Consider the following 22,094-nt stretch of genomic DNA (forward strand, 5'->3'; position numbering starts at 1 on the left):
CGTTCCGGTGAGTTGGACGGCAAGGTAAGCATGTAGCCATGTCAGATCCAGTCGAAGTGCCGATCGAGGACGAAGGAATCCGGCTCGGCCAGTTTCTGAAGCTGGCCAGCCTGATCGACTCCGGGTCCGAGGCCAAGACCGTGATCGCGAACGGTCTGGTCCGGGTGAACGACGAGGTGGAACTACGGCGCGGACGGCAGTTGGTCGTCGGCGACGTCGTCACCCTCGCCGGCCGCCGCGCCATCGTCTCGGCTTAGTCCTCCGCGCGGACCACGACGCCGTCGTGGTCGCTGTAGAGCATGTCGCCCGGCGTGAAGGTGACGCCGCCGAATTCGACCGGCACGTTCTTTTCGCCGCTGCCGGTCTGGGTGCTCTTGCGCGGGTTGGTGCCCAGCGCCTTGACGCCGATGTCGAGGGTGCGCAGGATCGCCGAATCGCGCACCGCGCCATTGACGATGACACCGGCCCAGCCGTTGTCCACGCCGCGGCCGGCGATGATGTCGCCGACGAGTGCGGTGTGCACGCTGGCGCCGCCGTCGACCACCAGGACCGCGCCGTTGCCCGGCTCGCTCAGCGTCTGCTTGACGAGCAGGTTGTCCTGGAAGCAGCGGATGGTGGTGATCCGGCCGGAAAACGCGGCGCGCCCGCCGAACTGAATGAACTGGGTATCGCAGCTGCGAATCTCCGGGCCGATCTCGTCGGCTAGGTCCGCGGTGGCAACAACATTCGATTCGGTCATGGGCTCAGCCTAAGCCTGTGACCTGCATCTCTAGCGACCGTGGCGGCGTTCATAGTCCAGACGGTCGGATTCGTTGCGGGCCCGCGCGTCGGAGTCCGCGAGTTCCGGATCGAGACCGTGCTTGATCAGACGATGCCGCCGGTAGACGTAGAGCAGCGCGATCGTGAAATAGACAAGCGGCAGATACAGCAACGCCATCATGCCGAGGCCCACCCACTTCGGGCCCGGGACCAGCAAGAAGATGCACAGCACCGGCACGATCGGCAGCAGGAAGCGCGTCAGATAGCGTCGGGTGGCGCCGGGGCCGGTGAGATCGTCGCGCACCCAGTCGGACATGGACGGCGGCAGGGTGCGTCCGCAGATGTAGCCGATCCGCTGGGTGAAAGTCGGCGTGGTCCGCTCGGTCATGCGTTCAGCATCCCACTAGATATCCCGGCGGCACGGCGTTGGGCGGCCGGTAGGCATTCGTCAGTGGGCGTCGGGCTGCTGGGCGCGGGTGCGGTGGAACTCGGTGATCTGCTTGATCAGGTTCTCGGTGGTGTGCTTGACCGCGATCTTCACGAACGGCTCGATGGTGCGGCCCAGCGCCTTGCCCGCGAGACCGCCCGGCACCCGGTAGTCGACGATCGCGTCGATGGTGCACTCGTCGGCGCTCTTGGCGTGGAACCGGAAGGTGGAGTTGATCTCGAAACCCTTGATCGTGGTGATGCCGATGGCGGCGTTCTCTTCCCACTTGTTCACCTCGACGCGCGACTTCAGCGAGGCGGGGCCGAGTTTCAGCTGCCCGTCGAACGCGGCGCCGACGCCTTCGACCTGCGCACCGACCGGCGTGAAGGACTGGATGCCGTACAGAAACTTCGTCAGATTGCGGTAGTCGTTCATGTAGGCGAACGCGGATTCGGCCGATGCCGCACAGGTTTCGATGATCTTGACTTCGGTCATGCGGGCCACTGTAACGGGTTCTATAGCGGGTCGCTCTTCAGGCTGTGACGGCCAATGTGGCCGCCAAACCGAAGACAAATGCCATCACTGAGACCTCGATCACGGCCCGCCGCAGCGAGGATTCCGCGGTCATCCGATGGTCGGCGGCCCGGCGCACCCAGGTGCGGCGCCACCACCAGCCGAGGGCCAGCAGACCCGCCAGCACAACGGCTTTCGCGAGCAGAATGCGCCCGTAACCGGTGGTCACCAACGGGGTGAGGCCTTCGATGCGGACCAGCCCGTTGACGAGGCCGCTGACCGCGACCGTGCCCGCCAGCGGCAGCGCGACCGCGGAGTAGCGGGGGAGCACCGCGGCCCACTCGCCCCGGGCGCGCACCACGAGCGCGAGCGCGACGAGCAGACCGAACCAGGCCGCCGCCGCGAGCGCGTGCACCGCGGCCAGCACCGAACCGAACGGCTGCTGTGACATATGACCGGTGATCGGCCGCAAAGCCAATGCGACAGCGGCGAATACCAGCACCAGGTCGGTCGAGGCGGAATCCGGCCGCCGGAATGCCAGCGCCGCGTAACCCGCGACCACCGCGGTGCCGACCAGGATCGCGATCCCGATCTGGCCGCCGCTGATGTCGGTGAGGAAGGTGCCGAACTGGTGCGCGCTCAGTCGCCGCACCGGCACACCCACCACCTCGGCGGCGTCGAAAACCAGGACCGCCGCCTCGGTCACACACCAGATTCCGGCCAGCGCGGCCAGCGGCCGCCACGGCGGATCCAGCCGTTCGTGCAGGCGCGGCAGCGCGGCCAGACCGAGCACGGTGGCGCCGAGGCAGTCGGCGAGCATCCGCACCGTCGCCTCCACGGTCGCCGAATCCTGGCTGGTCAGAACCCATGCCAGGGCGACGCCGAGCAGCCCGGCCGGGACGAGCACCAGTAAAGTTCCCGCGTCCCGGCCGCCGCTGCCGCTACTCACTTGCCGGCTTTCCCTTTCCCGCCGAACAGCGCGAAGGCCAGACCGCCGCCGAACAGCGCGACCGCACCGGCGACGAAGACCCACAACGGAACTCCGCCGTCCTCGTCGTCGCCGTCGGCGTTCGCCTTGGCGTCCGCGCGCGGGCCCGGGCTGCCGGCGCCGGCTTTGGTCAGCGTGAAAGTCCTGGTGCCGCTGACCGGATGGCCGTCGGCGGAGGTGATGCGGTAAGCCACGGTGTACTCACCGGCCGGACCGAGATCGCCGACGTCCACGCTGACGGTGTTGCCCTCGACCACCGGGCTGCCCTTGGACCACAGGTTGCGGTCCGGCGGGCCCACCACGGTTAGCGACGGGAAGTTGGGCTGTAGGTCCTCGTTGAAGGTGATCGAGACCTTCCCGGGGCTGGCGTCGATGCTGGCGCCGTCGGCGGGGACGCTGGCGACCGGTGCGGAGTGCGCCGCCGCCGGACCCGCACCGGCCACGCCGAATCCGAGCAGGAGCGCACCCGCGCCCAGCGCGCCGAGCACCCGGGTTGTCATGGCGCGCTTCACGACTTGCGTCCGCGGATGACGTTGCCCAGGCCGAGCGCGACAGCGAGGATGCCGAGGCCGAGTCCGGCGCCGCCGAGCCAGCGCGCGGTGTCGTCGGTGGTCTTGGCCGCGCTCGCCTCGGCAGTGTCGACCTTGTGGCCGTTCTCGGGATCGTCCTTGCTCGCCGCCAGCGTCAGCGTCGGCGCGGGGTGCTCGGGCTCGGAGCCGTCGGACTTCGCCGACTGATCCCAGGCCACGACCTTGCCGTCGCTGTAGGTCTGCTTGGCCGGGAAACTCACCGTAGCTTCCTTCGGCAGCGGGCCGACCGACAGCACGAACCGCTGGAACTGGCCCGGCGCGACGCCCGGATTACCGGGATCCGCGGTCCAGGTCACCGAGACGGCTTCCTTCTTGTCGTTCTTCTCCACCTTGGAGCTCCAGCCCGGAATCGGCTCGGTGCGAGCGCTTTTCAGGTTCGGCAGGGTGACGGTGAGCGCGGTGGTCGAGGCGGTGTCCGACTCGGTCGGCACCCGGAAGGTCGCGACCGAGTACTTCCCCTGCTGGGCGCCGGGCGCGTCCACGGTGACATGGGCGGCGGCGGTGCCACCGGCGAGCAGGACCAGGCCGACGGCGGGCACGATCGCGCCGCAGGCACGCAGAACAGAACTACGCATGATGAAAGACTTTCTCTCCGAATGGGATTGCGAAAGGGTGCGGCGGTCAGGCGGGCACCGGTGGTGCGCGCGGACCGATCGCGCCATTCGGATGAAAGCCGTAACGGCCGACGCCAGGTGCGGCCCAGCCCGTCGTCGGAACCTGGGGGCGTGGCTCGCGTGGCCGCGTCAACGCAGACCGAAGTGCACCCGAGGCAACAAGATAGAGCCGCTGCGCGAGCAGAATGAGCGCCGCGCCGACCACCGTCGCGACGGCGTGCGCGGCCAGCATCCAGCCACCCGGCAGCTGCGCCGATGCGGGCGCATGGTCGTGCCCATTGAATTCGGAAAGCACACTGTGACTGGCGAATTGACCCGCCGCCAGCAGCGCGAGCACCCCGAGCACCCCGAGCCGGCTGCGCGCCGAAGGCAGTACCGCCGCGGCACTTCCGGTCAGCGCGGCGACCAGCAGCATCAGCGCGCCCTCGGCCGACCCCGGGAAATCACCGCCCGCCGTGCCGTGCGCGGCGATGGCGAGCGTGGCGACCATCGCGCCGACGACACCGCCGACCAGGACCTGGGGTGGTCTGGTCATGCCGGTCTCGCCGCGCTATCCATGGTTTCGCTCAGCTGACGCCGAGGCGGGCGAGCACTTCGGTCTCGATGGTGGTGAGCTCGTGGCCGATCGAGGTGTGCACGGCCCGGCGGCGCGCCGGCGGCATCTGCTCGGCGGTCCGCACGGCGGCGCTGAGGCTGTCCAGCCGATCGCGGGTGGCCAGGGAGAACTCGCCCTGATCGGTGATCTTCGCCAGGGCCGCTTCGGTATTGGCGATGCGGGCGTGCAGTTTCCCGCCGTGGCCGCTGAAGTCGCCGAGCTGGTCGATACCGATGCCGAGCTGCTGGGCGCGGCGGGCGTCGAGCTGCGCGCGGACAATGGTGGCGGCGCGGTAGGCCAGCGGTGCGAGCACCGGCACCAGGATCCGGGCCACGCCAAGGTATTTGCGGACCTGGGCCGCGCTGAACGGGTCGCGCTCGGCTTTGGCCGCGAGCTTGTTGGCGGCTTTCTCCTCGGCCTGGAACGCGGCGATCTGCGCCTTGGCGACCTCGCGCTGGGTGCGAGCTTCCGCGCGCTTGGCCTTACGGGTGATCTTGGCCCCGTACTTGGCCTCCAAGGCAGCCTTGTGCTTGAGGGCTTTCGCCTCGGCCCGGCGGCTCGGCCGCCGCTTGCGCTTCGTGAACAACCCCATCGAAGGCCCTCCGTCATGCTGGTTCGCCACGGCGGATCGACGTGCACAAACGCCCGTCCGCCCATGTCACACGGTTTGCCAGTACCCTATCGGTTCCCGGGGCATCGCTGCCATCGGGTGAACCCGCGCATGTCGACCGGTGCGGGACATGTCGGGGGTAGGGACCATACTTGCCTACGTGTATTCGGGCATCGATGACCGCGACGGTCGCAACAACGACGCTTCGGCCGAGGATCGGCCGGTCGGCATCGGTGCGTCCGCCACTGGAATTCCGGTCGCTTATATCGATGCGCGGGCGCTGATCGGGTGCCGTCATCGGCTGCATCTGGATGCCGCTTTTCCGCGTGAGATGAGCGGCGTGGTGGAGGATCCGGGCGTGCGTCAGCGCCGCGAGGCCGCCGCCGCGCACCGCCTGCGGGTGCGTGACGCCTTGATCGCCGCCGACCCGGACAGCTGGGTCGTCATCGATCCCACGCTCACCGCCCGCGCCCGCGCCGAAGCCACCATGGCCGCGTGTGCGGCTGCGACACACCATATTTGGGGCGGCCTGCTACCACAGGAATCCGACACCGGCAGACGTGGCGGCGCGGAAATCCTGCTCCGCGATCTGGACCGCGGCGGCTACATCCCGGTCATCGTGGTCAACCACAAGGTCACCGACCCGCGCCGACCCGAGCCCGCCGACTTCCACCCGACCACCTCCGATCCGTACGAGTGGAATCCGAAACCGGATCCGACGCGCAAGTTGCGCCAGCAGCCGCGCGATCAGCAGCGCCTCGCGCATCTGTATCGCATGCTGCAGCGCCACGGTCTGGCCAGCCCGGCGCTGGTCGGTGGCGTCATCGGGTATCACCTCGACCGGATCCTGGTGCACGACATCGGCCCGCTCCTCGACGATTACGACCACCGGTACGCCGACCGCATCGCGGTGGTGCGCGGGGAACTGCCGACGATTCCGTCGAAGGTCCCCGAGTGCCGGCAGTGCCCGTGGTGGAACCGCGCCGCGCCGGGCCTGAGCAGCTGCGCCGACTGGCTGGCCGAGCATCGCGATGTCAGTCTGGTCGCACCGGGCTCGCGCGCGGATGTGCTGCGCGGGCACGGCGTGGAGACCATCGACGATCTGGCCGGCTGGACCGGTGAGGATCCCGACGACTGGCAGCACGGCCCGTTCGACGAGGCCGTGGTCACCGCCCGCGCCTGGATCGCGAACGCGCCGCTGGTGCGCCGCGTCGACCGGGTGTGGGTCAAGCGCGCCGACGTCGAGGTGGATGTCGACCTGGAGAGCTACCAGGAGTACGGCGCCTACCTGTGGGGCACGCTGCTGGACGGGGTGTATCGCCCGTTCATGACCTGGGATCCGCTGCCCACCGAGGACGAGGGCCGCTCCTTCGCCGAGTTCTGGACCTGGCTCATGCAGGTGCGCGCCGAGGCCGCCCTGGCCGGGAAATCCTTTGCCGCCTACTGCTATTCACGGACCGCCGAGGACAAGTGGCTCTACGAGTCGGCGCGCCGGTTCGCGGGGCAGCCGGGCGTGCCGACGGTCGATCAGATCCGCGCGTTCGTCGACGGCCCCGAGTGGGTGGACATGTTCCAGGCCGTCTCGGACCAGTTCATCTGCCCGGCCGGCAAGGGCCTGAAGAAGATCGCCCCGGTGGCGGGCTTCTCCTGGCGGGATCCGGAGGCCGGTGGCGAGGCGTCGATGAGCTGGTATCGCCTGGCGGTCGGCTACGACGCCGACCCGGATATGTCGCAGCGCACCCGGTTGCTCGAGTACAACGAGGACGACGTCCGCGCCACCATGGTGCTGCGCGAATGGATGTGCCCGAAGGTGCCGACGGCGCACAGCGCGGACGTGGAAGTGCCTGGCCTCGAAGATTTCACGGCCCGTGTTTAACCTTGAGTCGAGGACGCTAATATTTGCGGCGTGACAGAGCACGTCGAACAACTCGAGTTCCAGGCCGAGGCTCATCAGCTCCTGGAGCTGATGATCCACTCGATCTACTCCAACAAAGACTCGTTCCTGCGGGAGCTGATCTCGAACGCTTCCGACGCCCTGGACAAGCTGCGGCTGGAGTCCTACAAGGACAAGGACCTGCATGTCGACACCTCCGATCTGCACATCGAGCTGGAGGTCGACAAGGACGCGCGGGTCCTGACGGTCCGGGACAACGGCATCGGCATGTCCCGCGCCGAGGTCGTCGACCTGATCGGCACCCTGGCCAAGTCCGGCACCGCGGAACTGCGCAGGCAACTGAACGAAGCCAAGTCCGAGGCTGCGGCCGAGGAACTGATCGGCCAGTTCGGTATCGGCTTCTATTCGACCTTCATGGTCGCCGACAAGGTTGTCCTGACCACCCGCAAGGCGGGCGAAACCGAGGGCACCCGCTGGGAATCCGCCGCCGGCAGTTCCACTTACACCATCGAGACCGTCGAGGACGCGCCCCAGGGCACCGCGGTCACCCTGCACCTGAAGCCCGCCGACGAGGATGATCACCTCTTCGACTACACCCTGGAGTGGAAGCTCCGCGAGATCGTCAAGAAGTACTCCGACTTCATCGCCTGGCCGATCCGGATGTCGGTGGAGCGCACCGTCACCGAAGGTGAGGGCGAGGAGAAGACCGAGAAGACGGTCACCGAGGAGCAGACCCTCAACTCCATGAAGGCGCTGTGGACCCGCCCCAAGAGCGAGGTCAGCGACGAGGAGTACAAGGAGTTCTACCGCCACGTCAGCCACGGCTGGGACGATCCGCTGGAGATCATCCCGCTCAAGGCCGAGGGCACCTTCGAATACCAAGCGCTGCTGTTCATTCCGTCGCACGCCCCGTTCGATCTGTTCACCCGCGAGCACAAGCGCGGCGTGCAGCTCTACGTCAAGCGGGTGTTCATCATGGACAACTGCGAAGAGCTGATGCCGGAGTACCTGCGCTTCATCAAGGGTGTGGTGGACGCGCAGGACCTCTCGCTCAATGTCTCGCGCGAGATCCTGCAGCAGGACCGCCAGATCCAGATGATCCGCAAGCGCCTGGTCAAGAAGGTGCTCTCCACCGTCAAGGACCTGCGCAACGCCGAGGACCAGGAGAAGTACCAGACCTTCTGGAAGGAGTTCGGCCGCGTCCTCAAGGAGGGCCTGCTGTCGGACTTCGACAACCGCGACACCATCCTGCAGGTCAGCTCGTTCGCCTCCACCCACTCCGACTCCGAGCTGACCACTCTCGCCCAGTACCTGGAGCGGATGCCCGAGGGCCAGGAGCAGATCTACTTCATGACCGGCGAGAGCCGTCAGCAGATCGAATCCTCCCCGCACATCGAGGCTTTCAAGGCCAAGGGCCGCGAGGTGCTGATCTTGACCGACCCGGTCGACGAGATGTGGGTCAGCTCGGTCACCGAGTTCGAGGGTAAGCCGTTCCAGTCCATCGCCAAGGGCGAGGTCGACCTGGAATCCGAGGAGGAGAAGAAGGCCTCCGAGGCGCTGCGCGAACAGCAGGACAAGGACTACGCCGACGTGCTGTCCTGGCTCGGCAAGGCCCTGGACGAGAGCGTCAAGGAGGTGCGCCTGACCAACCGGCTCACCACCTCGCCGGCCTGCCTGGTCGGGGACACCTTCGACTTCACGCCGATGCTGGAGCGGATGTACCGGGCGTCGGGTCAGATCGTGCCGGAGTCGAAGCGGATCCTGGAGTTGAATCCGACGCATCCGCTGGTGAACGGGCTCAAGGAGGCGTACTTCGCGCGCAAGGAAGACGCCGACGAGGGCAAGGTTCCCGAGCTCACCGAGACCGCCGAGTTGCTCTACGGCACCGCGGTGCTGGCCGAGGGCGGGGAACTGAAGGATCCGGCGCGCTTCGCCCATATCCTGACCGACCGGCTCACCCGGACGCTCTGAGAAGTTCTGGTTAACGAATGGCCGCTCCTTCGGGGGCGGCCATTCGCTGTTACGGGGGTTTCAGCCGGGGTATTCACTGGTAACAGGGTTGGCCGGGTGCACGGGAAATCACAAGGCTGGCACTCTTTGGTACTTGTGTGCCAGGTGATGTCTAGTTCATTCTCTGACTCCAACAGTTGTGGAAGTCGATGCCAGAAGAACGGAGGCATCATGCGGACCAGTGGACCGATCGGCATCACGCCGTTTCAAGCGCAGGGTTCCTTGCGGGGGTTCGTCATTTCCGGGCGCTGGCCCGATACCACCAAGGAATGGGCTCAGGTGCTGGTGCTCGCCGTGCGGGTCGCGACGCTACCCGGGTTGTTGACCACGTCGACTGTTTTCGGTGTCCGGGAGGAACTGCCCGATGATCCGGCGCCCGACATGGTCGGCCTGGTGCTGGCCGAGGGGCCGGTGCTGGGCGAGCGGGCCGTGGAGCCCGGAAGGTTTGCCGAGCATGTGCCACCGGCCCTGTTGATGCTCCATCCGCCCTCCGAAACCCGGCCTACCTTGCCGGAATGCGCGGGCGCCGCCTCGGGTTGTGTGCTGCTGCCCGGAGTGCCGTATCTGGGTCTGGAGCATCGCGCGGCATGGGTCGAGGCGGAATCGGACGGGACCATTACTTCCCTGGTCAGCCGGGTCGGACTGGACCCGATCAGCGATCCCGACACCGCGGTTCTGGCTATGCTGCTGGCCGCGTGAGCGTGCCCTCCGATCCCGGTACGGGTACCCGAAACTTTGCGCGTCGGACCCCAAACTTATTGTGCGCATTGCGATTTCGATAACAGGAACTTGGCAACCGGAGGGCATCCGGGTAGAGTCGGCTGCAGCGAAGGGGAGTAGCCCCCAATCATGCAGTCGACATACTGATCCACCGCTCAGATCGAGCCAGGGTCCGGTTGCGTGAACCGGTGACACACCGGTGGGCGAGACCTTCGGCCTGAACAACCATTCGTTGTCGGCCGGAGGCGTACCCGTCTCCAGGCCGGCAGGCCGGAGACCTGGGAGCAGCCACAATCATGATCGCCACGATATTGCTGAGTATCGGCATCGTCTTCTTGGCCGAGCTAGGTGACAAATCCCAGCTCATGGCCCTGACGTTCGCCCTGCGGTACCGCTGGTGGGTCGTCCTCGGCGGTATCGCCACCGCCACCGCTCTGGTGCACGTCATCTCGGTCGCCGTCGGCCACTTCCTGGGCGCGGCCCTGCCGACCACCGCCATCGCCCTGGTCGCGGCCCTGATGTTCCTCGGTGTCGGTATCTGGACGATCCGCGAGAACCTCACCGAGCCCGACGACGACGAACCGAAACCGCCGCGCTCCACCAAGGCCCCGTACTTCGTCGTCCTGTCGGCTTTCCTTCTGGCCGAACTCGGCGACCGCACCATGTTCGCCACCGCCGCCCTGGCCACCGACAACAACTGGTTCGCCGTCTGGCTCGGCTCCACCATCGGCATGGTCGCCGCTGACGCCCTCGCCATCGCCGTGGGTATCCTCATCGGCAAGCACCTCCCGGAACGCGCCATCGGCCTCGCCGCCGGTCTGCTGTTCCTCTACTTCGGCTCCGCCACCTTGCTCGCCGCCGTCCTCCCGGGGCTGAGCCTGCTTGCCGGCGCGGCCCTGGCCACGCTCGTCCCCGCCACCGCGGGCGCCGTCCTCCTGGCGCGCCGCCGGTCGCGCCGCCCGGCACCGGAGCCGATCAGTACCCGGTAGCTCGCCGACGCAACTGTGTCAGGGGCGGGTGCCGTTGGGGTGGAGCACGGCTGATCCGTAGAGGTCGCCGCTGCGGCGGACCATCTCCAAGAGAGGCTGGTGCAGGGCGCGCAGGCCGTCGAGGTCGTCGGCGGCGAGGCGGGTGGTGACCATCGCGCTGACACCGGCGGCGAGGGTTTGGCAGGCGAAGCGCTGGGCTTCGGTGTGAGCGCCGAGGACGTCGGCCATCAGTTCCACGAAGGATTCCTGCAGGAGTGCGCGGCGGGCTACCGCTTTGGAACCGGCCGCGTAGACCTCGACCAGGAAGAGGCGGGCGTAGGCGGGTTCGGCGGCCAGGCCGTCCAAGTAAGCGGCGAGGATGCGGCTCATCCGGTCCGGATCGGCCGGTGCGGTGCCGTTCTTATCGGCTGTTTCCGGGGTGGCCGAGGCGTGGGCGATGCGGGTCAGGAGGCCACCGACGGCGCGTTCGTAGGCGGCTTCGAAGCAGTCCTCTTTGGAGCGGAACTGTTCGTAGAAGGTTTCCCGGGAAACACCCGCGCGCTTCAGGATCACCGCGACCGAGGTGCCGACGTACCCGTTCTCCGCCATGGCCTCGGCCATCGCCTGCAGGATGCGTTCGCGCTGGGAGGCGATCACCTGCTCCCGCGGCAAGCCATGGCGGCCGCGGGGTAGTTGGCGGGCGGCGGGTTGGGTCATTCGGTGGCTCCGGGATCGGGGTAGGGGAGATCGGGCTGCCGCTCCATTGAAACAGCTGCCTGCGGTCAGGTTCGTGTGCGTCTGCAGCAGGGTTATGCCGCGCCGCCGGATTTCACGCGGCGGGGCCGCCGTGGCTGGTCCGTGGTGAAAGGCGCGTCTTCGGTGCGGGCGATCTCCAGGGCATCCGCGACGCCGCCGCGCAGCGCGATGTCGATGAGCCGCTGCGCGATCGAGCGCATCGGCAGGGCCACCGCCACCCACCACGGCGACACCACCTGGCGTTTGCGGCGGGCGATGGCGCGTTCGATGCCGTCGATCGCCGGACCGAGCGGCGCCACCCCGGACACCGTGGAGCGGCCGAGGATGGCGCGGGCGGCGGCGGTGCCGAAGCCGCGGGTGGTCATATCGGTGTCGAGTTCGGCGAAGTAGGCGATGCCGACTTTCGCTCCGGTGTGCCGGATTTCGTGGCGCAGGGTATTGCCGAGCGCCTCCACACCGGCCTTGGACGCACTGTACGCCCCGGCCAGCGGCAGGTTCACCGCCGCCGCGAGCGAGGACACGATCAGCACGTATCCACTCGCATGCAGGACATGCGGCCCGGCGGCACGCAGCGTGTAATAGACGCCGAGGGTATTCACCGCCAGCGTCTCCTCCATCACCGCCGGATCACCCCCCAGCAGCGGAAGTTGCTTGGCCACACCGGCATTGGCGATCACCACATCCAGCCCGCCGAGCTCGGAAACCAGCGTGTCCACCACCCGCTGCACCTGCGCGGGATCCCCGATATCGCAGTACCGCCACGGCGCCTCACCACAATCCCGAGCCACCTCCGCGAGCAGGTCCGGCTCGATCCCGAGCAGCGCCACCGCCGCCCCCCGCGCATGCAACTGCCGCGCCAGCGCCGCACCGATCCCGCGCGCCGCACCGGTGATCAAGACTTTCCGGCCGCGAACCCCCGGGCCCCGAAACCACCGCATCGCGAAGCGATTCCGCGAGGGGTGGTGGTCGGGCGACGGGCGGGCGAGCTTCATGCGGGCGACAATACCACCGATGAACAGGCTTGTTCGTGAATAATTCGACGTCACTCACCGGACAAAGGACTGTCCTACCGGGGTGAGAAGGAGGGGTGCTAGGTCTCTCAAAGGGCAGGCGCTAGGGTGCAATTGACGAAAGGCCAACTGGCTGTCACGAACGAGAGGACCATCGTGGAGATTTCGGGTTCCGCCGCCATTGTCACCGGAGGCGCATCCGGCCTCGGCGCCGCCACTGCCAAGCGTTTCGCCGAAGCCGGCGCCACCGTCTTCGGCCTTGACGTGCCGCAGTCCATCGAGCGCGCGGGCGACAACGTGCCCGCGGGCGTCACCCTCATTCCCGCCGATGTCACCAGCCACGACGAGGTTTCCGCGGCCGTCGCGAAGGTCGTCGAATCCGGCGTCCCGCTGCGCGTCGTGGTCAACTGCGCCGGCGTCGGCTGGGCCGGACGCATCCTGTCCAAGAACGGCCCGCACGACCTGGAGCTGTTCCGCACCGTCATCACGGTGAACCTGCTCGGCACCTTCAACGTCATGCGCCTGGCCGCCGACGCCATCGCCAAGACCGACACGGTCGACGAATACGGCAGCCGCGGCGTCATCATCAACACCGCCTCGGTCGCGGCGTTCGAGGGCCAGATCGGCCAGATCGCCTACTCCGCGTCCAAGGGTGGCGTGCACGGCATGACCGTTCCGGCGGCTCGTGACTTGGCGCAGTTCGGCATTCGGGTGAACACCATTGCCCCCGGCATCATCGATACCCCGATGCTGGCCGGTGTGACCGAGGAATACCGCAAGGGGCTCGAGGCGGGCGTGCCGTTCCCGTCCCGCCTGGGTCGGCCGGACGAGTACGCGCAGCTCGCGCAGTACATCACCGAGCATGATTACCTGAATGGTGAAACCATCCGCATGGACGGCGCCCTCCGCATGGCGCCGCGCTAGCCAGGACGAAGCCTCGCTGCCGCTCGGCTTTCGTCCTGGCTATCGCGGTTTGGGGTTGGCACCGGGGGCGCTTCGCTTCCCCGGTGCCGCACTGCTTCGGGCTTGCCTCGCTGCGCTCGGCGTTCGCCCTGAACTGTGCGTGACTCGGAAGGGTTGCGCGCAGTTTGCGTTTCAGGGGGTGGGCTTGTGGCCGATGCCGAGGAAGGCGGTGGTCGCCAGTGGTGTTTTGGGGCGGTAGTTCTGGGCGAGGTACGCCCGCATGATTGCCGATCGTTCGGCCCATAGGTCCTCGCCGAGGGAGCGTCGTAGTAGCACCATGGGGGCGCTGCTACGGGACATTTTCTCCCACATTTCGTCTGCGCTGTTCCAAGCCAGTTCGGTGGTGTGGCGTTGGATGGTGACGCCTGCGAAGCCGGCTGCTCGCATTTCGGTGGCGAAGACTTCGGGGTTTTCCAGGCTCAGGTAGTTCGGTTGGGGCTCTTGGATGCCGGGGTCGGCGGCGGCCATGGCGCCGAACATCATGCGCATCAGGGGGGATTCGACGACGGGGGCCCAGCTCGAGACGACCGCGACGCCGCCGGGGCGGAGGACGCGGCGGAGTTCGGCGAAGCCCTTGGCGCGGTCGGGGAAGAACATCAGGCCGAACATGGAGAAGCCCGCGTCGAAATCGTTGTCCGGGAACGGCAGCGCTTGGCCGTCGCCGACGTGGGTTTCGATGTTGGCGTGCCCGGCGGCCGTAGCCGCCTGGTTCAGCAGTTCGAGCATGTGCTCGGCGAAATCGAGGGCGGTGACGCGGGCGGCCTGGCCTGCGGCGAGCAGGCTCAAGGTGCCCGGCCCGGCGGCCACGTCGAGGACCTGTGAATCCTGGGACAGCCCAGCCAATTCCAGGGCGCGCGCGGAGAATGGCTCCATGATCGCCAGTGCTTCTTCGGCGTAACCATCGGCGACGAGGTCCCACGGCTCGGCGGCGGCCAGGGGGTTTCCGGACATGTCTTTCCTCCACGATCTACCCAACCGCCTCAGGCTACGCGGCTACCCCCCGCCCTAACCACCACCTCATGCGAATATTGCTGTGCCCTAACGTGTCTGAACTCACGCTCGGCGCCGATCCGCCCGTATGACGACGCCCCGCAACCATTGCGCACCGCGCCCGGCGCTGGCCAGCGCGGCTTCCACCACAGCCTTGGTGACGAAATGCCCGACCGCGGTTGCCACAAACACCGCTGCGATCAGGATCGGCGCCCACGACCAGGTCAGCGCCAGCAGCACGCGTTCGAAGGTGTCGGCGGGCTGCACCACCGGCTCCCAGCTGTTGAGCCGGGTCCAGCGGCCGAGGAAAACGCCCACCGCGCAGAGGAAATGCAACGTCAGGTTGGCCGGCACCCGCCAGTTCGGCAGTCCGACCTGGTCGAGATATCTCCCCAGTTGCTCCAGCGCCAAGTAGTAGGCGAGGAACCCGGATCCGATGAACGCCAAGTAGACCGGCAGCACCGTGGTGACCACCGGACCCTCACCCACGAACTCGATGTCGTAGCGCAGGTGCACCAGATCCGTCACCACGTACGGCGCGTTCGGCAGGAACAACACGAACAGCACGATGCCCGCCCACCACAGCGGCGAACGCGGAAAATGCCTGTTCACGGCAGGTTTGAAGCGAAAGATCAGCAGCGCGAGACCCACGGGGATCCACGCGAGAATCGTGTTCCAGGTCATCCACAAGAAGTCCCGCCGAACGATATCCAGCATGTTCGGCCCCACCCGCTCCAGCACATCCATGCCCTCAGGATGAGCGAAAGATCTTGGCATCGGCCATGCCATCGCCCAAAGACCACCACACCTGCACGACTTCTCCACAAGAACGCAGCAAGCCCGCGAACCATCAGAGGTTCGCGGGCTCGAAAGCGTAATTCAGGCTCAGCCGAAGATGAGGCCCTTGCCCTGGCCGACGGCGCGGGCGAAGCGGTCCTGCACCTCGGCCCAGTTGACGACGTTCCAGAACGCCTTCACGTAGTCGGCCTTGACGTTCTTGTACTGCAGGTAGAAGGCGTGCTCCCACATGTCCAGCCCGAGCAGCGGGATGATGCCGAGCGGCACGTTGCCCTGCTGGTCGGTGAGCTGGAAGGTGAGCAGCTTGCCCGAGAGGGTGTCGTAGCCCAGCCACGCCCAGCCCGAGCCCTGCAGGCCGTTGGCGGCGGCGGAGAACTGCGCGACGAACTTGTCGAACGAGCCGAACTGGTCGACGACGGCGGCCTCGAGCTCACCGACCGGCTTGTCGCCGCCGTCCTTGGACAGCGTCTTCCACCAGATCGAGTGGTTGACGTGGCCGCCGAGGTGGAAAGCCAGGTTCTTCTCGTTCAGGAAGATGGCGGCGTGATCGCCGGCCTCACGAGCGGCTTCCAGCTTCTCCAGCGCGGCGTTCGCGCCCGCGACGTAGGCGGCGTGGTGCTTGGAGTGGTGGAGTTCGTTGATCTGCCCGGAGATGAACGGCTCCAGGGCGCTGTAGTCGTAATCAAGTTCTGGCAGCGTGTAGACAGCCACGATGTCCCTTCCTAATGTCGGGCCGTGTGTGCCCGTTATCGAGCAACACCCAACCACCATTCGTACACCCGCTAGGTAGCAACCTGGCTCGGTCCCCCCTCATTCCCCTGGGAAACTACCGAACGGATCGTGGTGCCGGGTACCCGCTGCGCACCAGAAAACCCCTCTTTTTCGCGGATATGAAGCGACCGCACACCCTGATGGGTGCGCGGTCGCGGAAGTGTGGGTCCGGTCGGGTCTAGAGCTGCGGCACGATGCCGGGACGGATGGTCCGCGGATCGCCCGCGTCGTGGGCCTTCCACCAGTTCTTGCCACCCGCGATGAACTCCTCGAGCGGAATCTGTCTTCCGGCCGAATCGTGGATGGTCATGTTGTCGAACCACACGCGGATATCGAGTTCGCGCGGATCGATGCCCTCCTCCTGGGAAAACTCCAGAACGTGGGAGGAGATGTGGTCGTCGAAGGTGGTGTCGAAGCTGAGCAGCTCGCGCCAGAGCGCCCAGCCGCTGTCGTCGAGATCGATGAACTCCCAGCCGTGCAGCCGGCCGCCGCCGAAGCTGCGGATCGCCTCGTCGAGGCCGTCGAGCTGCAGCGGTAGCACCTGCGGCTCCACGTCGTCCCAGCGCTGCATGCGCAGGGAAGCCGCGACTCGGCTGACCCCGGTGAAGGTCAGTTGCACGGGGAAGTCGTCGCTGGCCTGCCCTTCGGCAGGAAGTGTCAACACACCGAGTTTCAGGCGCAGCTCACGCGCCTTGGTGTCGACATCCAGGCCGAGGCATGTCGCCTCGGACAGAGCGGTGTTGAGTCCGGTGGTGTCCAATCCGTCGAGTAGCCCCCTGCTCACGTTCATGCATAAAGGCTACCGATACGACCTTGTGGAACCTCGTATTTCACATTTTCGCCACTGTTTCCGGTTTCCGATGGAACCGAACGGCCGGTTGTTCCGTCCAAGTAGTTGTCGGGTCCCGCGCGGGTTCCCGCGCCCACCGGCGGATGACCGCTCCGGGATTTCAGGAGGGGAGTCTCGGATCGGTCGTTCGCGTCCTTCGTTTGCTGACGGTCAACTGAGCTGCGGTCGAACCGCATCGACGCATGTGATCGACTGAGCCGCAAGTTTGCTCTGTCGTCCGAAAGGCGACCGCGCCCGCGGTTCGATAAGTCTGAACCTGTGGATGAGGTTGTGGATTATGTGGATAACTCTGCTGGAGATATGCACAGGTCCATGTGGGCAAGCTGCCCGATAGGGTCGCCGGGGGGAGAACATACCGAAGGTTGAATATCGACGGTTTGGTTTCCACCCCGGCTTCGCCGGGGCAGTAGCTCGTTCGGCATGGCAGGATCGGAAATGTGACAAGCCCCGAAGTTCCGTCGGTGCCGGTGGAGGCCGTGCCCGCCGCATTCGACAACCCCGTACGCGACGAGGCGGGGCCCATCCTGCTCGACGTGCGTGAGGACGACGAATGGGAACTCGGGCACGCGCCGGGCGCGATCCACATTCCGATGGTCGACGTGCCGGCCCGGATCGACGAACTGGAGTTCGACGTCGATCTCTACGTCATCTGCCGGCAGGGTGGCCGCTCCATCGAGGTGGCCAAATATCTTGCGCATGTCGGGTTCGACGCCATCCAGGTGAACGGTGGCATGGTGGCCTGGCAGCAGCAGGGCCGCCCGCTGGTGGGCGAGGGCGACCACCAGGCGAAGATCTACTGACAATGCCGCAGAGGAGAATGCCATGAGCGTGGTGCAACCATGTGCGCGCTGCGGCGCGCGCTGGGCCGTGCAATCGACCCCGATGCACTGGTGCCCGCGTTGCAAGGGCGTCCTCCTCTCGCCCGCGCCCATCGACGCCCCCGCGGAGCGGCGCAACTACCGCTGGATCGCCCGGCGTCCCGACCAACGCACCCGGCGGCCCGCGAGCCGGCCCGGAACCGGCACTGCCACACCGAAGTACACCCAGATCCCGCGCTGGGGATTGATCGACCCGGCCCCGCAGACCGCCGACGCGCCGCCCACCCGGTGGCAGCGGTGGACCGAGCGGGTGGAACCGCTGCTCATCGTCACCGCCGCGCTGTTCGCGCTGGCCGCGGTCGCCGAGCTGGGACGCTACGGCGTGCTGCTGCGCAACCGCACCCGCCTGATCGAGCCGCTGCTGTTGCGCGCCTCCGATGCGCTCGTCATCGGATCCGCCGTGCTGGCCCTGGTTTTCGCGCTACTCGCCGCGGTGGCGCTGGTCGGCTGGCTGATCGAAGCCCGCGGCGCCGCGTTCGCGCAGGCCGGCCGCCGGGATCCGCGCTCGGTGCGCACCCTCGCATTGGGCTGCGTGATTCCGGGCGTCAATCTGCTGTGGCCCGGCGTCTTCCTCACCGAACTGGCCGAGCAGCGCGGCAATCCGCGGGCCCTGCGCGCGATCCGGATCTGGTGGTGCGCTTGGATTCTCGGTGGCGCCATGGCAGTCGCCGCCGTGTTTTGGCGGACCGCCGATTCACTGCAGGCCCAGGCCGACGGCGTGATGTTCATGGTCTACACCGATGTGGTCGCCGCCGGGGTCGCGGTGCTCACGCTGTGGGTGGTGCGCCTGCTGGCGGGCCGGGACCTGTTGGGCCGCACCAAGCCGGCCCGGCGCTGGGTGGTCGCCACCGAGGCGGCCGTGCCCGTCATCGAGCCGGTGCAGCCGGGCGCGGGCAAGGTCGAGAACGAAGACCAGGAGGTTATGGCCAAGTGAGCCAGGGCAATCGCGCACCGTTCGTCGTGGCGCATCGGGGGGCCTCGGCGGCGCGGCCCGAGCACACGCTCGCCGCTTATGAACTCGCGCTCGCCGAAGGCGCGGACGGCGTGGAATGCGATGTCCGGCTCACCCGCGACGGTCAGCTGGTCTGCGTGCACGACCGCACCGTCGACCGGACCTCCGACGGCACCGGCCTGGTCAGCGAGATGACCCTGGACGAGCTGAAGGAACTCGACTTCGGCGATAACGGCGAACCGGCCGCCGTGCTCACCCTGTCCGAACTGATCGAGCTCGTTCTGGACTGGCGCAGCCGCCCGACCAAGCTGTTCATCGAGACCAAGCACCCGGTCCGCTACGGCGCCCTGGTGGAGAACAAGGTCCTCGCCGAACTCCAGCGCTTCGGTATCGCGACGCCCGCCTCGGCCGACCATTCCCGCGCCGTCGTCATGTCTTTCGCGGCCACCGCGGTTTGGCGCATCCGTCGTTCGGCGCCCCTTTTGCCGACCGTCCTGCTCGGCGAATCCTCCCGCTACCTCGGCGGCGGCGCGGCCACCACGGTCGGCGCCACCGCCGTCGGCCCGTCGGTGAAAACCCTGCGCGAGCACCCCGAACTCGTCGACAAAGCGGCCGCTGCCGGCCGCGCCACCTACTGCTGGACCGTCGACGACCCCGAAGACGTCCAACTCTGCGCAGACCTCGGCGTCAGCTGGGTCGCCACCAACCATCCGGGCCGCACCAAGGCTTTGCTTTCCGCGGCCTGACAGCAATCGGGCACTACGTTCGATATCTCTAGGAGTTCTACCGATTGCGTGATCTGCCCACGCTGGCCACCGAGGACCAGCTTCAGGAAATGCTCAATGTGTCCCGGCAGACGTTCGACAGCTGGCGTCGCCGAGGACTCGAGCCGGTAGGCAACTACCTGCCACCCGGACGCACACGACCGCTGGCGTTGTACCAGGTGCGGAAGGCACGCCAATTGCACCGCCTGTCAATGGCTTCCGCCGATACCGGATAGCGACCCCGAGGCCCGAAAGGGCCTGCCTGCTACGCTCGCGCACCGTGGGTAAGAGCAAGCGCAATAGTCCTAAGCCCGGAGGGAACCGGGCCCAGCGTCTCGCCGAGCGGAAGGCTTCGCTGGAGCAGGCGGCGCAAGCCGTGACGCGTCCTTTCGAGGGGCTGGCCGCCGAATGTGATCTGGTGGCGCTGCGGGAGTTCGTGCCGTCGGCGACCGCGACGTTGAAGCTGGCGCCGGGTGTGGCCGCGGAGCGGTCGGTGGTGCTGGCGACGGTGCTGCCGGGTGCGGTGGCCGGGCTGGTGCGGGCCGGTGAGCAGGAGACCGGTTTCGTCGGCACCCAGGTGCAGTTCCAGGGCGCGGATCCGAGCGCCGATATGGCGGCCGCGATCCTGTGGACCCAGTCGGCCGAGCCGGGCGAATCGCTGACCGCCGCCGAGGCGATCGAGGGTGGTCCGCGCCTGGCCGATGTCATCGATCCCGGTGCGGACCTGGAACTTACGGTGCACCAGGACTTCGACTGGTGGGTGCCCGAGGGTGTCACGCCCGACGCGCAGGTCGCCGCGACCATCGAGCAGGCCAAGCAGGCAATCATGCCCTCGGCGCGGCTGGATCTCGGTCCGGACGCCGTCGGTGCGGCCTGGTGGGTCGACGCCGGCGAGAAGGCGCACGTCCGCTGGGTGCGCCCCGAGGACGAGGACAGCCTGATGCTGGCGCTGGCCCGGCTGCATGCCCAGGGCGAGCTGCATCTGGGCGAGGGTTCGCGGTTCGCGGGTTCGTTCCGCACGCACGGTCTGCTGGTGCCGGTGTTCGACCTGGACCCGGAGTCGCATCCGACCGAGTGGGAAGCGCCGGCCAAGGAGTTCGGTGTGCGGCTGGCCGCGGCATTGGCCAACGACGCACCGATGACGTCGGAGGAGCGCCGGTCCCGCGACGGGTTGCGTTCGCGCCAGGTCACTCTGCGCTGAAGTCGCTCGTGACAGGTCCAAAATTTGCCGGAAGAATTTTGTGAAAAACGCTTCTTTCAGACTTCTGCTCGGTTAGGTTCTCCCCATCACCGAAAGCTGGTGGTGGTGAGGACCATCCTCACCGAAAGATGAGGAAAGAAGGCAACATCATGGACACTGGATCCGCTTCCGGCATTCTCGCTCTGCTCACCAAGCTGCTCAGCTCGTTGAGCGCCAAGGCCTGATAAAAACTTTGCATACGACTCAGGCCCAGCTCGTCGCGAAGAGCCGGGCCTGAGTTGTATCGAAGGCTGTATTACAGCGAGCCGCCCGCGGCCGAAGGCGCACCGGAAGCATCCGAGGGGCCACTCATTTCGCGCGCCATGAAATTCTCCAGATCGAACAGGTTCGAGCCGGCCCGCTCCGCGACGTTGAGCAACGTGTGCATCGCGGCGACCTCCTCGACCTGCTCCTTGAGGAACCACTGCATGAACTGCTCGCCCAGGTAATCGCCCTCTTCGCGAGCGGTGCTGGCGAGCTGGATGATCTGGTCGGTGACCGTCTTCTCCTGCTTGAGCGCAAGCTGGATCGGCTCGATCACATTCTTGAAAGAGGACTTGGCGGAGTCGATTCCGGTGAGTTCGACGCTCAGGTCACGATCCAGGAAATACTGCGCGATCATCATGGCGTGGTTGCGCTCTTCGACCGCCTGGGCGTAGAAGCGCTTGGCCAGCTGCGGCAGGTCCGCGTTATCGAACCACACCGCGATCGCAATGTACTGATGCTCGGCATTGAATTCATGCCGGATCTGGTCGTGAAGCAGTTTGTGGAATTTGCTGCGCGGGGTCTCTGGGTGGCTGGACATGAGGGACACATTAACGCTGGTCAGAGCGCGTGTCATCCAAGTGCATCCTTATTGAGCCGAGCCTTATTGAGGTCAGCCATTCCTAATTGTTTGTTGCCGCGCCCGCCATTTTCGGAGCACTCCGATCTTGGCGCGCCGGCGTCTGCATCTCGCGCGCGATGAACTCCTCGACATCGAACAGATCGCCCGCGCCCCGATCTATCACGGCCAGCAGCGTGTTCACCCGGGCGACGTTGTCGACCTGCTCCTTGAGGAACCACTGGACGAACCGTTCGCCGAGATAGTCGTTCGCCGCGCGCGCCGCACCGGCCAGCTCGGTGATCTGTGCGGTGTGCGCGTTCTCGGCGTTCTGCAGGAACATCAGCGCCGCGCGTGGCGATTCGAAATCGGGCTGGACCTCGCCGAGATTGCCGACCCGCACCTCGAGCTCCCGATCCAGCAGGTACTGGATCATCCGCAGCGCGTGCGCGCGGTGCAGCTCGGAGCGGTGATAGCAATGTTTCGCCAGCTGCGGCAAGCGGTGCGAATCGAAATAGACCGCGACGGCCAGACACTGCTGGGCAGCGGTGAAGCCATGCCGGATCTGATCGCGAAGCAGGACGGGGAAACTCTCGGTACCGGCCATGTGT

The 22,094-nt window shown here is 67.0% G+C and carries 26 protein-coding genes; 10 read left to right on the forward strand and 16 right to left on the reverse strand.

The features are described from left to right. Positions 1 to 38 precede the first annotated feature (38 nt). Entirely contained in the window at positions 39 to 257 is a 219-nt protein-coding gene (locus IBX22_RS17805) for an RNA-binding S4 domain-containing protein (protein WP_194816669.1), read from the forward strand. Here IBX22_RS17805 and rraA read toward each other — a convergent pair. Genes rraA through IBX22_RS17845 form a run of 8 tightly spaced genes read right to left on the reverse strand, consistent with a single transcriptional unit; the run spans position 254 to position 5,078 of the window. Continuing rightward, a complete protein-coding gene (gene rraA, locus IBX22_RS17810; RefSeq protein ID WP_194816670.1) occupies positions 254 to 739 on the reverse strand; it encodes a ribonuclease E activity regulator RraA in 486 nt (161 codons plus the stop codon). The two genes, IBX22_RS17805 and rraA, sit on opposite strands and share 4 nt — an antisense overlap. 30 nt (positions 740 to 769) lie before the next feature. Further along, complete coding sequence (locus tag IBX22_RS17815; protein WP_194816671.1) at positions 770 to 1,147, reverse strand: DUF5313 family protein; 378 nt, start codon at positions 1,145 to 1,147, stop codon at positions 770 to 772. Between the two features lie 60 nt (positions 1,148 to 1,207). After that, a complete protein-coding gene (locus IBX22_RS17820) occupies positions 1,208 to 1,681 on the reverse strand; it encodes an SRPBCC family protein (protein WP_194816672.1) in 474 nt (157 codons plus the stop codon). 37 nt (positions 1,682 to 1,718) lie between these two features. Beyond that, the gene (locus IBX22_RS17825) at positions 1,719 to 2,648 is read right to left on the reverse strand and encodes a CopD family protein (RefSeq protein WP_194816673.1); all 930 of its coding nucleotides are present in this window, start codon (positions 2,646 to 2,648) and stop codon (positions 1,719 to 1,721) included. Next, on the reverse strand, positions 2,645 to 3,187 hold the full coding sequence (locus IBX22_RS17830) for a copper resistance CopC family protein (protein WP_194816674.1): 543 nt from the start codon (positions 3,185 to 3,187) through the stop codon (positions 2,645 to 2,647). Before IBX22_RS17830 ends, IBX22_RS17825 begins: the two co-directional genes overlap by 4 nt. An 8-nt stretch (positions 3,188 to 3,195) precedes the next feature. Next, positions 3,196 to 3,852, reverse strand: coding sequence for a YcnI family protein (locus IBX22_RS17835; protein WP_194816675.1), 657 nt, complete (start codon positions 3,850 to 3,852; stop codon positions 3,196 to 3,198). Positions 3,853 to 3,898: 46 nt separating this feature from the next. Next, complete coding sequence (locus tag IBX22_RS17840) at positions 3,899 to 4,426, reverse strand: hypothetical protein (protein WP_194816676.1); 528 nt, start codon at positions 4,424 to 4,426, stop codon at positions 3,899 to 3,901. Positions 4,427 to 4,457: 31 nt separating this feature from the next. Further along, positions 4,458 to 5,078: a DUF6474 family protein gene (locus tag IBX22_RS17845; protein ID WP_194816677.1), complete on the reverse strand. Its 621-nt coding sequence runs from the start codon at positions 5,076 to 5,078 to the stop codon at positions 4,458 to 4,460. 247 nt (positions 5,079 to 5,325) lie between these two features. On the opposite strand from IBX22_RS17845, the gene IBX22_RS17850 reads away from it, so the two are divergent. The 4 genes from IBX22_RS17850 to IBX22_RS17865 all read left to right on the forward strand — a co-directional run bounded on the left by IBX22_RS17850 (position 5,326) and on the right by IBX22_RS17865 (position 10,709). After that, positions 5,326 to 6,972, forward strand: a complete 1,647-nt coding sequence (locus IBX22_RS17850) for a TM0106 family RecB-like putative nuclease (protein WP_375540270.1) — start codon at positions 5,326 to 5,328, stop codon at positions 6,970 to 6,972. Between the two features lie 30 nt (positions 6,973 to 7,002). After that, entirely contained in the window at positions 7,003 to 8,961 is a 1,959-nt protein-coding gene (gene htpG, locus IBX22_RS17855) for a molecular chaperone HtpG (protein ID WP_194816679.1), read from the forward strand. A 210-nt stretch (positions 8,962 to 9,171) separates the two neighbouring features. Then, positions 9,172 to 9,699: a peptidase gene (locus tag IBX22_RS17860; protein WP_194816680.1), complete on the forward strand. Its 528-nt coding sequence runs from the start codon at positions 9,172 to 9,174 to the stop codon at positions 9,697 to 9,699. Positions 9,700 to 10,016: 317 nt separating this feature from the next. Further along, on the forward strand, positions 10,017 to 10,709 hold the full coding sequence (locus tag IBX22_RS17865) for a TMEM165/GDT1 family protein (RefSeq protein WP_194816681.1): 693 nt from the start codon (positions 10,017 to 10,019) through the stop codon (positions 10,707 to 10,709). 18 nt (positions 10,710 to 10,727) lie between these two features. Here the strand turns inward: IBX22_RS17865 and IBX22_RS17870 are convergent, their stop codons facing one another. Together IBX22_RS17870 and IBX22_RS17875 are read right to left on the reverse strand one after the other, a co-directional pair. Beyond that, a complete protein-coding gene (locus tag IBX22_RS17870; protein ID WP_194816682.1) occupies positions 10,728 to 11,405 on the reverse strand; it encodes a TetR/AcrR family transcriptional regulator in 678 nt (225 codons plus the stop codon). Between the two features lie 92 nt (positions 11,406 to 11,497). After that, positions 11,498 to 12,382 (reverse strand): SDR family NAD(P)-dependent oxidoreductase, encoded by an 885-nt coding sequence (locus tag IBX22_RS17875; protein WP_194817767.1) that lies wholly within the window; start codon positions 12,380 to 12,382, stop codon positions 11,498 to 11,500. 228 nt (positions 12,383 to 12,610) lie between these two features. On the opposite strand from IBX22_RS17875, the gene IBX22_RS17880 reads away from it, so the two are divergent. Continuing rightward, positions 12,611 to 13,378, forward strand: coding sequence for an SDR family NAD(P)-dependent oxidoreductase (locus tag IBX22_RS17880; RefSeq protein ID WP_194816683.1), 768 nt, complete (start codon positions 12,611 to 12,613; stop codon positions 13,376 to 13,378). A 171-nt stretch (positions 13,379 to 13,549) separates the two neighbouring features. On the opposite strand, the gene IBX22_RS17885 is transcribed toward IBX22_RS17880, so the two are convergent. From IBX22_RS17885 to IBX22_RS17900, 4 genes are all read right to left on the reverse strand, one after another. After that, positions 13,550 to 14,368, reverse strand: coding sequence for a class I SAM-dependent methyltransferase (locus IBX22_RS17885; protein ID WP_194816684.1), 819 nt, complete (start codon positions 14,366 to 14,368; stop codon positions 13,550 to 13,552). A gap of 102 nt (positions 14,369 to 14,470) precedes the next feature. Continuing rightward, positions 14,471 to 15,154 (reverse strand): DUF1361 domain-containing protein, encoded by a 684-nt coding sequence (locus IBX22_RS17890; protein ID WP_194816685.1) that lies wholly within the window; start codon positions 15,152 to 15,154, stop codon positions 14,471 to 14,473. Between the two features lie 138 nt (positions 15,155 to 15,292). Continuing rightward, entirely contained in the window at positions 15,293 to 15,916 is a 624-nt protein-coding gene (locus tag IBX22_RS17895; RefSeq protein WP_194816686.1) for a superoxide dismutase, read from the reverse strand. Positions 15,917 to 16,154: 238 nt separating this feature from the next. After that, entirely contained in the window at positions 16,155 to 16,766 is a 612-nt protein-coding gene (locus tag IBX22_RS17900; protein WP_194816687.1) for a hypothetical protein, read from the reverse strand. Positions 16,767 to 17,263: 497 nt separating this feature from the next. On the opposite strand from IBX22_RS17900, the gene IBX22_RS17905 reads away from it, so the two are divergent. From IBX22_RS17905 to IBX22_RS17920, 4 genes are all read left to right on the forward strand, one after another. Continuing rightward, the gene (locus IBX22_RS17905; RefSeq protein WP_194816688.1) at positions 17,264 to 17,626 is read left to right on the forward strand and encodes a rhodanese-like domain-containing protein; all 363 of its coding nucleotides are present in this window, start codon (positions 17,264 to 17,266) and stop codon (positions 17,624 to 17,626) included. Between the two features lie 22 nt (positions 17,627 to 17,648). Then, the gene (locus IBX22_RS17910) at positions 17,649 to 18,638 is read left to right on the forward strand and encodes a DUF4328 domain-containing protein (protein ID WP_194816689.1); all 990 of its coding nucleotides are present in this window, start codon (positions 17,649 to 17,651) and stop codon (positions 18,636 to 18,638) included. Beyond that, positions 18,635 to 19,402, forward strand: coding sequence for a glycerophosphodiester phosphodiesterase (locus tag IBX22_RS17915; protein ID WP_194816690.1), 768 nt, complete (start codon positions 18,635 to 18,637; stop codon positions 19,400 to 19,402). Before IBX22_RS17910 ends, IBX22_RS17915 begins: the two co-directional genes overlap by 4 nt. Positions 19,403 to 19,700: 298 nt before the next feature. Then, on the forward strand, positions 19,701 to 20,621 hold the full coding sequence (locus IBX22_RS17920) for a DUF5926 family protein (RefSeq protein WP_194816691.1): 921 nt from the start codon (positions 19,701 to 19,703) through the stop codon (positions 20,619 to 20,621). A gap of 295 nt (positions 20,622 to 20,916) precedes the next feature. On the opposite strand, the gene IBX22_RS17925 is transcribed toward IBX22_RS17920, so the two are convergent. Continuing rightward, entirely contained in the window at positions 20,917 to 21,465 is a 549-nt protein-coding gene (locus tag IBX22_RS17925; RefSeq protein ID WP_194816692.1) for a ferritin, read from the reverse strand. A gap of 82 nt (positions 21,466 to 21,547) precedes the next feature. Continuing rightward, positions 21,548 to 22,090 (reverse strand): ferritin, encoded by a 543-nt coding sequence (locus tag IBX22_RS17930; protein WP_194816693.1) that lies wholly within the window; start codon positions 22,088 to 22,090, stop codon positions 21,548 to 21,550. Between the last annotated feature and the right edge of the window lie 4 nt (positions 22,091 to 22,094).

Source organism: Nocardia sp. XZ_19_385 (genome assembly GCF_015355755.1).
Classification (GTDB): Bacteria; Actinomycetota; Actinomycetes; order Mycobacteriales; family Mycobacteriaceae; genus Nocardia.